9 protein-coding genes are annotated in these 14874 nt (G+C 40.5%); all 9 read left to right on the top strand.

Annotated elements, in window-relative coordinates; translation table 11 throughout:
- The first annotated feature begins 468 nt into the window (after positions 1–468).
- The 9 genes from IPF37_04490 (at position 469) to IPF37_04530 (ending at position 14823) form a co-directional block, all read left to right on the top strand.
- Positions 469–5886 carry a hypothetical protein gene (locus IPF37_04490; protein QQR48791.1) on the top strand — a complete coding sequence of 1806 codons (5418 nt, stop codon included), beginning with the start codon at positions 469–471 and terminating at the stop codon, positions 5884–5886.
- Positions 5887–5979: 93 nt separating this feature from the next.
- Positions 5980–7869: a hypothetical protein gene (locus IPF37_04495; protein QQR48792.1), complete on the top strand. Its 1890-nt coding sequence runs from the start codon at positions 5980–5982 to the stop codon at positions 7867–7869.
- A gap of 139 nt (positions 7870–8008) precedes the next feature.
- Positions 8009–8332 carry a nucleotidyltransferase domain-containing protein gene (locus tag IPF37_04500; GenBank protein ID QQR48793.1) on the top strand — a complete coding sequence of 108 codons (324 nt, stop codon included), beginning with the start codon at positions 8009–8011 and terminating at the stop codon, positions 8330–8332.
- The gene (locus IPF37_04505) at positions 8319–8702 is read left to right on the top strand and encodes a HEPN domain-containing protein (GenBank protein ID QQR48794.1); all 384 of its coding nucleotides are present in this window, start codon (positions 8319–8321) and stop codon (positions 8700–8702) included. The genes IPF37_04500 and IPF37_04505 overlap by 14 nt, the downstream gene beginning before the upstream one ends.
- A gap of 223 nt (positions 8703–8925) precedes the next feature.
- Entirely contained in the window at positions 8926–9675 is a 750-nt protein-coding gene (locus IPF37_04510) for a hypothetical protein (protein ID QQR48795.1), read from the top strand.
- Positions 9676–9773: 98 nt separating this feature from the next.
- Positions 9774–9980, top strand: coding sequence for a ferredoxin (locus tag IPF37_04515; protein ID QQR48796.1), 207 nt, complete (start codon positions 9774–9776; stop codon positions 9978–9980).
- Complete coding sequence (locus IPF37_04520) at positions 9961–11640, top strand: AMP-binding protein (GenBank protein QQR48797.1); 1680 nt, start codon at positions 9961–9963, stop codon at positions 11638–11640. The genes IPF37_04515 and IPF37_04520 overlap by 20 nt, the downstream gene beginning before the upstream one ends.
- A gap of 116 nt (positions 11641–11756) precedes the next feature.
- Complete coding sequence (locus IPF37_04525) at positions 11757–13037, top strand: HlyC/CorC family transporter (protein QQR48798.1); 1281 nt, start codon at positions 11757–11759, stop codon at positions 13035–13037.
- Between the two features lie 97 nt (positions 13038–13134).
- Positions 13135–14823, top strand: a complete 1689-nt coding sequence (locus IPF37_04530; GenBank protein ID QQR48799.1) for an ABC transporter ATP-binding protein — start codon at positions 13135–13137, stop codon at positions 14821–14823.
- The last annotated feature ends 51 nt before the right edge of the window (positions 14824–14874 follow it).

Consider the following 14874-nt stretch of genomic DNA (forward strand, 5'->3'; position numbering starts at 1 on the left):
AAAAAGCTTTACTTTTAACTTATCTCATTGATATCAATAAGGACACTACTTTTTTAGAACTATCGCCAAGAGTATAGAACAAAACTTTGATGAACCAAAATTTAGCGTGTTAAAAAACTTTTTTTATATTGATTTTGTCTCAGGTGTAAGTCCTTGACATTTAAAAAACAAAGGTTAATGATAAACCAGATTGATAATCAAACACTATCTAGTGTGCGCAAAGGAGATGCGGTGAAAAAGGAGAGGGATGTATCTTTATTCTCTCACGCGTTAAACATTCGTTTATTCCATTGTTTTCTCATCACGTAATAACACCAGTTGTTCTTTTTATGAGTTCCCTTTTTTGAAGGGAAGGATAGTGAATAATTAGAAAATTTTAAAAAGTGAAGGAGAGATACTCATTAATGTTTAATCGTAATAATAAAATTGTATGGTGTTCTGTCGTTTGTCCTAAAAGGGGAGAAAACAATGGCTCGTAAAAGACTGAGGATCCTGCTTCTTGCAGCAGCGTTATTCAGTTTGCCTTTTCAAAAAGTAAAGGCATTCTATTGGTTGCCAGTTGGGGATGGTGTTGATGTTAATGGTTTTGCAACAACAGGTGGCATTTATGACGGTGGTGATCGAATTTATACGCCAATTATGCGTTCTGAAGATGCTAAAAAAAATGTAACGCCAACAAAGAAAAAAGCTGCAGAGTTAAAATCAGTGCCACCTGGATTTGTAGTTCCTGTTGATTATAATACATCATGGGAAGCAACAAGCGGAGATTCGACATTGAATCTGGTTGGGTTATTAAACGGTACTGGTGATCCTGTTGAATTAAAAGTTGATGGTGACGTAACGATCAAAGCATTGACGGTTGATGGTACCGTTAACGTTTGTACGCCCGTAACTTTTATTCCGTATACCAATCCTGATGGTAATCCAATAAATGATGGTCTTGGTTATTCGCAAATTCAATTTGAAGTTGCTGAAGGCCGTACTATGACCGTTAATGTTGATCATAACCTTGAATTTAGAGGTATTACGCCGGGCGGTAATGTTCTTCGTTCAGGTGTAACCCGTGCTGGTGAAGAAGAAGCAACGCAACAAGGTTTAGATTTATATCTTACCTTCCGTGGTCGTGGTCAAACAACATTCAGAATGGCTAACGGTGTTGCCATTAAATTTACTGGTGATATCGATGCTACCAATCCTGTTGATGTTTTAAATAATTATGCGTTTACTGGTTTTAGCAATAATGCTGGTGGTACCAAAGTATTGATTACGATGGATCAAACGCAAGATGATATTAATAATGGTCGTTGCAAAGTTCTGTTCCAACGTAAAAATTTCTTAGAACAGACTGAGCGTTGTTTGGTAATGGTTGGTCCTAACTCTATCTTGAGTTATGTTTCTATTGATCAATCAGGGCTTGATTATCTTGAAAATCCAGGCAATGGTGGTTTTGGTTCCGTAGCGTTCGATCCTTCAAATGCTGGTACAGGCCGCATGATTTTGTTAATCATGGGTGCTTATACGTTTGGTTTTGAGTCAGGACTATTTACGCCTGCTGATCCAGAATTTTATCAAAGACAATTTGTGTATCCATTTAACGATGGTACTGTTATTGTTGCTGGACATCGTGTAGCTGGTTATGACCCTGCTCAAATTCGTACGACGTTAAACTATTCCGTACCAGCTGGTGCGCAAGCTATTTTTAAAGTATGCGATGATCTTGCTTACAAAAATAGAGATCTTATGTCAGCGTACGATCCAGCACCTGCAGGCCGTCGTGGTTTGTTGGTTGTAAACGATGCACAATCTGTTGGTAAGCGCATGTCAGATCCTTACTACGATTTCTTCAATGGAGCTATTCCTGGCGAAGAAGGATTTTTGCGTGATCGTGGTATGGGTAAATTAAATAAACGTGCGCATAAAAAATGTCGTCGCGGTTCTTTCCCTCAACTCATTAATGAGGAAGAAGAAGGATTTGGCGGCTCATCGCTTGGTCATGAATGGTCAGCTTCTTTTGGTGTTGATCTTGATTCTTATTACAGAAATTCGCGTACCTGTTTTATTGTGGGTGTTAATGGTTTGCTTGATATTTATCACAATACCTTTTTTGATTATGTTGCTGGTAGTATTAATCAACCTGATATTCTTGCACGAGCAGATTTTGGTGCCGATGTTATTAAGAAAAAGAATCCAGCTGCATTTGTTATTGATGGCATAGACACCACGTTATTTTCTGATCAAATTAGCCAATTTACGGCAGCAGATCCTGCAGCACGTGGTCTTGATGGCGTAGTAACAGCACAAATAAAATTCCGTGGTAATGGCTCTGCTCATTTCCGTTGTGCTGCTTCTTCAAAATATGGGTATATTTTTGGCTTGTGGTCAAAATTGGTAACGTTTGGTGAAGAAGAAGAAGAGGGTGAAGGCTTAATCATTTCTTCTCCTCGCGCGCTTGTTTGCGATAATCCTAATTTCGATTGGGATGCTGCATTAATTGTTGATAGTAGCGTGTTGTATGATGGTCAAAAACTTGCCGCTGGTCAGCACAGCAAAACCAACGGTGAAGGCGAGCATGTTTTTGAAAATGAAGGTCTTCTCAAGGTGGTTTCAGTTGCCAACACAACGTTGGTAGATCCTTCTACTGGTCTGCCTCGTGATTATGCTTCTACGGTTGAAAATGCCGGTTTCTTAAGCATGCCAACTATTACGTTTGATTATACCGGACACGAAGTTGATACGCGTCCATTAGTTAGAAATCATTCGTATGATCGTTACAACTCACCAGCAATTTTCTTGAACAACAATGCATCTTTTTACAACTCAACCATTCAACATAGCGACGTAACAAAGTGTGTTAATGGTTTGCCAAATAGCTCTGACCCTGCGTTGACGGGCGGTGAACGTTTGTTCTTTGCAGATACGCTTTTTGTGTTTGATGGTTCAGATAGAGATCGTTATCGTTGGCCAGAATTAAGATTCTACAACAATATTCTTGATCTTGAAGAATCGCTTAACGCATCTGGTATTCGTTTTGTTGTGCAAGATTATCCAAAAATAGCAACATCAGACGGTAACAACAATTCCATTGTAAGATTTTTTGATCACGGTGATGTTAATGATACGTTCTTCCTTGGTCATGGTCGCTTGTTTATGATGGGTACACACAATAATAGAATGGCGGATGGTTCAACAAACTTAGTTACTGAATCTGCATATACCAATGTATTTAAGATTAATGGTCCAGGAGATGGTTCTTCTGCAACGCTTAATCTTTCATTACAAAATGGTGATCAATTCCCTGTTTCAGTAAATCCAGATGAATACGCAGCTCAGCGCGCACATCATCTGTTTTTACACTCATGTCCAAATCTTGGTACGTGTAACATGGCCATTGGTTGGCCAACGATTCAGGGCGATAGCAGCTTAACATCATTCCCATATGCCAATACCGCGTATGGTCCAATTCCAAAAGAAACATTAAGCTCAAATCCTGATGACTTGTTTAATCTTGATGCGTTGTTGTTGCCACCAGCAGTTGTAACGGTTGATGGACAATTCATAACCTTTGGTGGTTTTGACTCATTGGGTACTCCAGTTGCTGCACGTGGACCAATAACTCGTTTTGACAACAAAGGAACGGTATATGCAAACCATGGTGGTCGTTTGACGGTTGCAAGCCCAACCGATCCAGGTTCAGTACCGCCAGAAGTAATTGTTGATACGGTTATTGCGCAACGTGTTTGGAACGATTGGAATTTGGCAGGAACAACACGTGTGACTGATTTGTCGGGCCGTGTAGATCTTCCTCACGATCAATCAACCTTCTTGCCAAATGCAGCGGTACAGCCATGGGGCTTCACGGCTGCTATGTTTGCAGCACGTTCTGCTGAGACTGATGGCTTGGTAAGACTTGGTGGTTTCTTTAACCAAGACCTTGGTCGTGTTCGTTACGATCGTTCAGGCGCTGAAGACGTGGTGATTAATTGGAACAACATTGAAGGCGACGATCATTTGTTCGATGACATTCATCGTTCACCATTGGCAAGCCGCTTTGCATCAGTGCGTCGTCGACCAATAACTCGTTTGACTGAAATCATTGATTTTGCAATAGACCGTCCAGACAACTTGTTGTTTGTTGGTGCTGGTGAAGATATCAGACAACTTCGTGTTGCTGGTGCTACTCAATCAAACCCATTCTATTTGTTGGTAACGGGTGATGCGATTAATCCAGTTTCAGGACGTGTGCGTGAGTTCGTGTCAGTGCCATTAACGCAAGACAATCCATTTGATGATGTGGTTGGTGCTGGTGATCATGGCATTCTGTTCTTAGAAAATGGCGGACGTATTGGTCTTGGTACGCGTGAAATTAATAGTCATTCTGGTGGTAATTCATGGAAGATACTTGGTAAAGACCATGTTCAAATTGTACCACTTGGTGATGGTATTATTGATTTGAATGCTGATTTGGTGATAGAAGATCGTCAAGCACTTATTGCTTCTACGCAATTTAGTTCTGTAGTTTCTAATCGCTTAACATTTTATTCAGATCTTCCGCGTGAAATTCGTGTTATTGCTGGCGGCGAGCTTGATCTTTCAAGCTTTGGTCAATCAGAGAATTTACAACAAATTGCTTTTGGTGGCCAAGTACGCTTGATCATGGAACCAGGTTCAATAATTCGCTTCCCATCAAATCCTGTGGGTGGTGTTGTGTTGTACTTTAATGATCAATCACAATTGATTTTTGAAGGACCATTTGAGCCACAAACAGAAGTGCGTTGCTATGCTAACTCAGATGCTGCACAAGCAGATCGTATTAAGATTGTTGGTATTGGTCAAATTTGGGGCAATAAAGATGCTCAAATTATGGTTAATAACAATGCTTTGGTTGGTGTGCAAAATGATGACGTTTCGCTCTTTACCGATATTATAATCAGCATGAACAGACAATCAAATTTCAATATTGGTACGCCAGAAGTTTCTGGTGGTGCTTTTGAAGTTGGTAACCCATCCTCAGTTCTGGGTGGTGAAATCAACTTTACATTGAGCACGATTGGTGAAAATGCTGGTATGTTTGTTGGACGTGGCGGTTTCTTTGGTCTTGCCGCTGGTGTTATCAACCGTCCAGGCAATTTGAATGGTGATGCTGTTCAATCGCAAAATCCAGTTCTTGATATTGATGGTTTTGCATTGCTTGATGAAGATGATTTGCCAGTATTTACACCAGACACGACTCATGCATGGCAAGTACAAGGCTTGTTCGAAGTTAATAATATAACGATAGACTTACAAGCAGGCTTTATTGATCATGCACGCATTTATGATGGTTCGCATCGTGAAGCATCGTTGATGGCATTTGGTCCAATTGCCTTTAATTGGCAAGTAAATGTTAATGGTCAGAACTATGTTGCAGTTCGTGGTGGCGGTAACGTGATGTTTGTACCAGATGCTGGTGTTGTACGTCGTGTTAACGTGTGGGATTATGCCGGCTTGTTGCCAAACGATGAGCATTATTCGTTGTTTGCTTCAGCCCCGCTTATGATTGACCGTGATGATATTGCAGGTACGGCATCGTTTGCTACAGCTGGTCGTTCATTGTTTACCAACTCACAAGATAGCTTCTTCAATTTTATGACCATTCGTCCTTTTGTTGATCAACCAAGAAAGAAAGTTGCCTTCTCGAGAGACTTGCTGGACAACCGTGCTGGTTACCTCAACCATGGCGTTGTAAACCCTGTTTATGCGACTGATGTTGATCGCATTGTACGTGTTGAAAACCCACGTATTGTTGGTGGTGAGCCTGATGAGGCTCTTGAAAGCGGTGCCTTGATTGGGCAGCCTAATGGTAATGCCGATCCAGTAGCCTTTGGTATTCTTGAAACCACTGATTAATTATTAGTGAAAAAGAGCGAGAGGAGATTGTCTCTCCTCTCGCTTGCCAAAAGTGCGGAAGGAAAAGTTGTACGTGAAAAGTAAGGAAAGAGTATGATAAAAAAAACGTTAAAGGCTCTGGTGTTTACTGCATGCGCGTTTTCGTGCACGGCAGTGGCGTCAGATTATCGTAGTCCACTGGTTACGGATCGCGGTCCGTTACGTTATGACTTTGATCTCAAGAAAGATAAATGGTCATTGCATACGTGGTCGATTGGTCATTTTAGAACGGCAGAAAAATCATTTATCGATCATAGTTTTGATACTGAGTCGATTGCAAAAATGATTTTTGGTAAATCCGAATTTACCATCAGTGATTCATTTGAAGCTGGTATTGAAAATAAGTATTTTTTTGAAAACTCAAGTCCATTTCTTGCAGCAGCAGCAATTAGACCATGTGTTACCTACGCAGAGCGTGGCTTAATGATTGGTGGCCGTTTTGAATATCCAGTGTGGCACAACAAAGGCCGTGTTGGTGTTCGTGCCGTAGTGCCATTTAGAACCGTCCGTGTTGAGCGTGATGATGAAGCTGAACAAAGTCCTGGAGCTGCCGATCAATTACAAGAATGTGTCATTAAAAGTGATACTGTTTCTATAGTAGATGCGACGACAAACCGAAAGATATTTGAACCCATTTCGCGTTACAAGCTTTCATTGCTTTATAGTTTAAAATATCAAAATGCAGCTGGGGAATTTGTTCGCTATCTTAATCTTAAAGATGCCTCTGATCCTACAGAAATGGGTGCCGTAGCTTATACTCAAGCTTCTGCTGCAAATTATACGGGTCAAGAGATTCCATTTGCTATTATTACCAACAATGCAGGTGGTTTGCCACCGCATGATCGAGCAACTGGTGTGACAGTAGTGAGTGGAACAGGGAATTTTGGTGGTCCATCAGAAATCGTACGATTAGGGCTTGATGTTTCTGCTAATACAAAAAATCTTCAAGACTTGCCTGATGATCTTGCGTCATTGGTTGAAGGTAGCGATCAAGGTTATGCTTTTATAACGAGTAAAAATTATTCACAGTTGTATACTGATCCAAAATTTGGTTCTTTGTGGGCAACGCAAGTGTTTAATGGCGCCACAGGAAGCACTGAGGGCATTGGTTCGCGCGCAGAAGTTGATTTTATTGATAGTCTCTTGCAACGTTATGATAACAATATTTTTAATTGGTTAACCAGAAATACTGACTACATGTTCAAAACAAATCAACGTGCTGGTCTTGGCAACATGGACATCGATTTTTTCTACGAACACACTTTTAATGATGACTGGCGCGTAGAAGCATGTCTTGGCGTGCGTTTGCCAACCGATGGTGATAATGATGGCGTTGCTAACAATCCATATTCTGCTCGTCTTGGCAACGATAATCACGTTGAAATTAAGCTTGCGTTTATGGCTGCTTGGGCTGCGCTTGATTGGTTGAATTTGAAAACTGATTTGTCATACAACTTTGTACTTGAAGGAACTGAAAATATTTCTGCAGTATTCAAAGGTTCAACCGTTAAAAACTTTGGACCAGCAGTTGATGCGGATATTGATTACGGCTATTTCCGCTTCAATCTTGATGGTACCTTCTTCCATCGCAAAACCAGAAAACTTGCAACAACGGTTGGCTATGAGTTTTATTATAAAACTGAAGACAATATTAGCTTTAAGACACAAAAGGCAGAAAGCTGGCTTGGTAAAGTATGGGCAGATAATACTGGCAAACCGGTAGAAGAAGGTCAAGTTGGTATACAGTTTGTTAAGTACGAAATGAATCTTGATGGCGAATTGGCTGAAAAAGATACCGATCGTATTTCGCACCGCATTCGTATGGAAAGCAGCTGGCATGCACATCGCTACTTGCATCTCTACGTTGGTGGCGCGTACACGTTTGCGGGTAAAAACATACTCCGCGAATCAGATTCGTACGGCGGATTTCAGATCAGATTCTAACTTTAGTACATTTGCATAAAAAGCAAAAAAGCGGCCGCTTTGGGTTTAATGCCCTTGGCGGTCGTTTCACATGATACGTTTTTTGGTATGATAGAAAAAATTTTTTTAGCTTGTACTGCAAAATGAAGGACAGATTATCATGATTTCCTCGCACATAATTCAAAACGTTACCGCGCGTCTTGTTGATACTTATGAGCCGCTAGAAATTTATCTATTTGGTTCGTATGTGTGGGGTACGCCAGATAACGAAAGTGATTTAGATTTATTAGTGGTTGTTGCGCAGTCTGCCGAAAAAAAGTGGTATCGACGTTCTATTCCTGCGGCGTATGCGCTTAAAGATTTGATGATTCCAAAAGACGTGTTGGTTTTGACAAAAGAGGAATTTGAAAAAGGTGTTTTTGATAAAACGACACTTTTGTACAAAATTAAGCACGAAGGGAGAAGGCTTTATGCTCAAGCATGAAGTGTGGTTAGCCAAAGCTTTAAGCGATTTAAAGTTAGCTCAAATTGGTGCTCAAAATTTTGATGTCATGGATAGTGCCATTTTTCATACGCAGCAATGCGCTGAAAAAGCTTTGAAAGCTTATTTGGTTTATCGTGAACAGCCGATTCATAGAACGCATGACTTAGAAATGCTTATTAAAAGTTGTAGTGTGTTTGATAAATCATTTATGGCATTATTTGAACAGGCAGCTTTGTTAAATCCCTATTGCTTTGGGTTTCGATATCCAATTGACAATGAAGAAGTCTTAGTGCCTGAGTCTGAAGAAATGAGTGAGGCGCTTGCTGCTGCAGAATATATACTTGATTTTGTAAAGAAAAAGCTTTCTTAAATATTCTGCATAAAAAGCAAAAAAGCGGCCGCTTTGGGTTTATTGCCCTTGGCGGCCCCTTTAGTTTTTGGGGACGCTATAGCCCCCGCCGATAAGCCTTTGGAGCGGCGGGTTTCTTACGAAACCCACTTGTCTTTATCCCGTTTTTCTTGTACGTTGTTTATTAAGAATTATAGAGGATTTCAATATACATTTTCTAATAGTATTAATAAAGGATTGAAGCGTGTCGCGACTTAAAAAATTGATTGAACAAACGACTTTTTTGATGGAAAAGCAGGAAGAAGCAAAGAATGAATGCGCTGCTATTTTTAACGATGTTTTGAGTTTTGTAGAGCAAAAAATCAATAATTTGCCTCAAGAATCAGAAGAAGCTGAGGTTTTGGGCAAAGTTTATGATGTTCTTTCTGGCCAAGCACAAAAACTTGCTGATGAAACAACCGATGATATTGCTTTCTTGGCTGAACAGCTTAAAGCGTTACAACACGTCAATGACGTTAAAGACCCAGTAAAAGCTCAAGAATTACTCAATATGTTGATCGATGAAGATGAAGAAATCAGCGACACAGATGTTTTCAAAGAAGGTGTTACGCAAGAAGCGCAAGAATCAAAAAATTCATTGCAAATGATGGTTCAAGACGTTAAAGACGCGCTTGAGGAAGGCAACTTTGAAGATGTTCAGTTGTTGCTTGAAGCATTGCTTGAAGAAGAAGAAAATGAATTTGATGATGAAGAAGAAGACGAAGAAGAAGAGTTTGAAGACGATCATTTAGCTAAAGTTATGATGAAGATGGCTGGTCATGAAGATACTGAAGACGGATGTTCTTCGGGTGGCTGCGGTAGTTGCTCAACGGGTTGTGGCCCAAGATCTGAGAAAGATTTTGATATTTTTTCATTTGTCAGCAAATATGATCGTGAACTTGAACTTGATGTAAAAAAAGATGACAAGTCATCTTCAACTGAAAATCAAGCGTAAAATATTTTTGTCCTTCAGGATATCTGTGGTACACTGGCGCGATTTGTTGTATGAGCAATAAGGGTGCTTGTGTGCCGATTAAAAAAGAGAAGTTGCCGATGGCTCGCTGTATAAAAAATGTTAAAATTGTTCCTGGCTGTATTTCATGTGGCTCCTGCGAAGCAATCTGCCCAAAAGTTTTTGAAGTGCGTGATATTGCGTATATCAAAAAAGATGTTAATTTTAATGAGCAAGCCGATGATGTTCGCGAAGCCGCGGATATGTGTCCGGTAAGTGTTATAAAAGTTGAAGAAGAAACAGAGTAGCCTGGCAACGGGTGTGGTTGGTGTGGATAGGAGTAATACGCGCATGCTGCAACAACTCAAAACATTATTTTTTGGACACTCAAAAAATGAGTGTGCAGTGTATGAGAAGCTGAGTACACAATTTGCTCTCGATAATCATGAGCTTATTTTTGCAGGGCAGATTTTGCAGTCGGCATATCAGCGATTTGCTGATCGTGTTGCGCTTATTGCTGGCAATCAATCAGTTACCTATAAAGAATTTTATTTCCGTTCATTGCTGCTGAGTAAGAAGCTTGCTCAGCAGGGCGTTGGTCCGCGCGATCATGTGATGATCTATTTTGAAAACTCTATGGAATTTTACATTGCCTACTTCGCTATTTGGCAGTTGGGGGCGGTTGTTATTCCGTTGAATGTTTTTTTTCACGCCAAAGAGCTTGCGTTAGTGATTAACGAAGCGCAGCCAAAAGTGATCATTGCTTCGTTTGATTTGAAAAAAAATATCGATGCAGCCATTGAGCAGGGGCTGATTAGTATACCGTTGACGATTTGGACTGAGCAAGATTTTGATTGGACAACGGAGGTCCCGGCCGTTATTGATGCTGCTGATGAAGGTTTGGTAGTACAAGGTGGCAATCGTGAAGACTGCTGTTTGGTTTTGTACACATCGGGTACGACAGGCAAGCCCAAGGGCGTTATGCTGTCGTCAAAAAATGTGGTGACAAATGCACTTCAAGCGTTTGCTCGATTTAAAATGTGTTTTGATAGTAACGAAAAAGAGCAAGAGCGGTTTTTATCTGTTCTGCCGCTTTTTCATGTTTTTGCGCAAAATACTTGCTTATGGTTTCCGATTTTGTCAGGTTCAGCTATTATTATAGTACCCAAGATTGACCGCAAGTTAATTTTGGAAGGTTTGCAAAAAAATCCGACGTTGTTCTTTGGTTTTCCTGCATTGTACGGTTTATTGTGTATGATGCGTACGGCACCGCTTGATACGGTAAAGCTTTTTGTTTCTGGTGCCGATATGATGCCAGACAAAATTCGAGCAGCGTTTGGTATGATTTATGGCCGTAAAATTTGTTCAGGATATGGCTTAACAGAAGCAGCTCCGGTTGTAGCAATTAATTATCACAACGAAGAGCGCTCAACTGATTTTGTGGGTAAGCCGCTTGTTGGTATTGATACACAAGTTCGTGATGAGCATGGCAATGTGTTAGCGGCTGGTACGATTGGAACTTTGTGGATTCGTGGTGGTAATATTATGCTCGGATATTACAAAGAACCTGAAGCGACAGCGCGGGTGTTGCAAGATGGCTGGCTCAATACTGGCGACCTTGCGTGCATTGATGCGTGTGGTAATTTAGCGATTACGGGACGTAGTAAAGATTTGATTATTCACAAAGGTTTTAATATTTATCCGCAAGAAGTGGAAAATATTTTAATGACGCATCCTTCGGTATTTAAAGCGGCGGTAGTTGGTAGGGACGAGGTTATGTCTGGCCAAATTCCTGTTGCTTACGTGGCGGTTCGTGAAATGAAGGGTGAATTGGAGCGTAGTTTGCGAGAATTGTGTGTAAATAATTTGGCGGCTTACAAAGTGCCGCGTAAGTTTATTTGCCTTGAGGACTTGCCAATGAGTCCAACGGGAAAGATTGATAAAAAACAACTAAGTAACCTTAATTAAGGCAAAGTATGGATACTGACCAGGGCAGCCATTTATTATTCTTAATCGGAGTGGTAGTACATGAAAGAGACGATTTGTTTGATGCTCATCAAATGGATCATTGGGGAGATGCATAAATGACACTGTCGATAGAAATATTGTTATTTTTTTTCTTCTTGTTTTTAGCAGGCTTGTTTTCATTTCTTGAAACATCGTTGACCGCACTTCGTCTTTTTAAAATCAAGGAATTACAAGTTTCGGTTGCTAAATATAAGAATTTATTTGCATCGTGGGAAACAAATCCGCAACGTATTTTAATTACCATCTTGATTGTGAGCAACTTTGTGAACGTTGTTGCTTCGGTCTTAATTTCTCACATTATGCAGAAATCGCTGGGAAATTTTGGTATGGCCGTTGGTGCGGTACTCGCGACCGTCTTGACGTTAATTTTTGGTGAAATTATTCCAAAGAGTTTTGCTAAAACCCACCACGAACGGTTGTTCACATCGTTTTTATGGTTGATCAATTTGTTGTACCATCTTGCCTATCCTTTTGTTACCGTTTTACTTAAGATCGCGACGTTCTTTTTCGCACGTCTTGGTCGCCCACATATTCTTGAAAAACAAGAAGATATTTCTGAAAAAGAAATTGAATTCTTGATTGACTATAGCGACCAAAAAGGGTTGATGGAAGCAGAAAAAACCGAAATGTTGCAAAACGTTTTCAGTCTGGGGCAAACGCTTGTACGTGAAATTCTGATTCCAGAAGATTCAATTGTAGCGGTTGATGCTGCGTCAAGTTTTGAAGATGTGGTGCGTGTTATTTGTACATCACGCTTTTCGCGTGTGCCGGTTTACGAAGGCAAAGAAGACAACATTGTTGGTATTGTTTACCAAAAAGATATTGTTGATTTAATGGCGCGCGGCGAAGTCGGCATTATTAAAGAACTTATTCGTCCGATTTTGTTTGTACCAGAAACACAAAAAGTTAATCAGTTACTCAGCGAATTTCTTAAGACACGCATGCATATGGCAATGGTGCTTAATGAATACGGCAATATTGTGGGGCTGGTCACCATTGAAGATATTCTTGAAGAAATTGTGGGTGATATTGCCGACGAACACGAGCATGCTAATTCGTCGATTGTACCAATCGATGAAGGCGGTTGGTTGGTTGCTGGCAGTACTGATCTAGAAGATCTTGAAGACTTACTTGATATCAAATTTGTAACTGATCGTTCAGTAACCATTGGCGGCTTTTTAGCCGAAAAATTACAACACTTACCAAAAAAAGGTGAGCGTTTAAATTACCTTGGTTTTTGTTTTCAGGTTCAGCAGGCAAGCCGCCGTCGTGTTTATCAAGTTCTCGTATTTGATGAAAACGATACGCATCTACAACTCGAGGGTGATGTTGAATAAACGTTACCCACTTTAAGCTTCCTATGCTACTATTCTTGGTGTATTCTGTTGTTTTATATAAAAAAATCATTAATTTTTTAAAACAATAGATAATTTTATGGATCCATTGAAAAGGCTCTTGGCCTATACCAGGCAGTATTGGCAGAAGCTTGTTGTTTCAATTGTTGCTGCTTCTTTGTACGGCATCGTAGCGGCCATGCCAACGTATATTGTTAAACATACCGTCGATGATATTTTCATCAGTCACTATCGGCATTTAATTATGCCCTTCATGCTGCTCTTTTTGGCATTTTTTATCTGCAAAGGTTTATTTTCGTACATCACGTCGTACTATATGCACTGGGTCGGCAACAAAGTTGTTATCGACATTCGTCACGATTTATTTAATAAAGTAATCGATTTTCCACTTTCTTTTTTTAAGCAACATTCAACTGGCGAGTTGATGTCATATTTTTTAAATGATATTCAAATGGTTCAAAACGCTTCAGCTTCTGCCATTCGCAACGGCGTGCGTAGCTTTTTTGAAGCATTCTTTTTAATTAGTTTTGCCTTTGTCCAAAATTGGAAGCTATCAATGTTGATGATGGTTGTTGGGCCGTTGATTGGTTTAACAATTCGTCGTATGGGCAAGGCAACCAAAATTGCCTCATGTGCTATCCAGCGCGAGATGGGTTCCATTAGCTCAATGTTGCAAGAAATGTTTGTTGGCATTCGTGAAATTAAAGCGTTTAATGCCGAGCGGTTTGAAGTTGGTCGGTTGACCAAGCAGCTGGATCGTTGCTTTTCGTCGATCATGAACAATGTTCATATCGAGTCGCTTTTGCCAGCGCTTATTAAATCTATCGCTATGATTGGCGGGGTGGTGGCATTTTATGTGGCAACCAATCAAGTTCTTAATGGTGCCATTTCTGCCGGGCAGCTTGCGTCATTTGTGGTTGCGGTGTTGCTTTGCTATCAGCCGCTTAAACGCGTGGTTAGTGTGTATTCTGAAGTTCAATACGGTCTTGCGGCGGCTGAGCGTATTTTTAGTATGATGGACCAAGTCTATCCCGCGTTGCAAAACCGCACCATTGAAATAAAAAACTTTGAGACCGCCATTGAATTTAATGACGTGAGTTTTTCATATCAACCAGAAAAACCTATTTTAGAAAAGGTAAATTTTATCATCCGTCGTGGCGAGTGTATTGGTATTGTTGGGCCGTCTGGTGCGGGCAAAAGTACGCTGTGCGATATGTTGTTGGGCTTTTTGTTACCAACGAGCGGGAACATGGCGCTTGATGGTAAAGACTTTGCTACCATCTGCTCAACAAGCTTGCGCAGCAAAATTGGCTATGTTGGCCAGCGCACCTTTTTATTTAACGATACGATTCGCAATAATATTTTGTATTCTTTTCCTAACGCTTCAGATGCTGCCATTGAGCAGGCATGCAAAGAGGCCTACGCGCACGACTTTATTGAGCAGCTGCCGCACGGCTATCAAACGATGGTTGGCGAAGATGGGACCTTGGTTTCAGGCGGGCAAAAGCAACGTATTACTATTGCGCGGGCTTTGCTGAAAGATCCTGAGATTTTAATTTTTGATGAGGCTACTTCGTCGCTTGATCATGAATCTGAAAAGATGATTCAGCGCACTATTCAAGAATTGCGCCACAAAAAAACTATGCTGATCGTTTCACACCGCATGTCATTTCTCGAACACGTAGATCGAATTTTGGTGGTTCAAAAAGGCTCTGTACAAGAAGCTCGTGATGCCAAGCAAGCGGTAGCGAGTGAAGTGCGGTTGTAAAAAAAGAAAAGCAAATAATTTGAGGATCATATGTGGTATTGGTATGAGATT

The organism is bacterium, from assembly GCA_016699045.1.
Classification (GTDB): Bacteria; Babelota; Babeliae; order Babelales; family RVW-14; genus AaIE-18.

Excerpts from the sequence above, each read along its gene's own strand:
- IPF37_04495 (QQR48792.1), top strand. The coding sequence starts at position 5,980 with ATGATAAAAAAAACGTTAAAGGCTCTGGTGTTTACTGCATGCGCGTTT.
- IPF37_04530 (QQR48799.1), top strand. The coding sequence starts at position 13,135 with ATGGATCCATTGAAAAGGCTCTTGGCCTATACCAGGCAGTATTGGCAG.
- IPF37_04500 (QQR48793.1), top strand. The coding sequence starts at position 8,009 with ATGATTTCCTCGCACATAATTCAAAACGTTACCGCGCGTCTTGTTGAT.
- IPF37_04505 (QQR48794.1), top strand. The coding sequence starts at position 8,319 with ATGCTCAAGCATGAAGTGTGGTTAGCCAAAGCTTTAAGCGATTTAAAG.
- IPF37_04490 (QQR48791.1), top strand. The coding sequence starts at position 469 with ATGGCTCGTAAAAGACTGAGGATCCTGCTTCTTGCAGCAGCGTTATTC.
- IPF37_04515 (QQR48796.1), top strand. The coding sequence starts at position 9,774 with ATGGCTCGCTGTATAAAAAATGTTAAAATTGTTCCTGGCTGTATTTCA.
- IPF37_04525 (QQR48798.1), top strand. The coding sequence starts at position 11,757 with ATGACACTGTCGATAGAAATATTGTTATTTTTTTTCTTCTTGTTTTTA.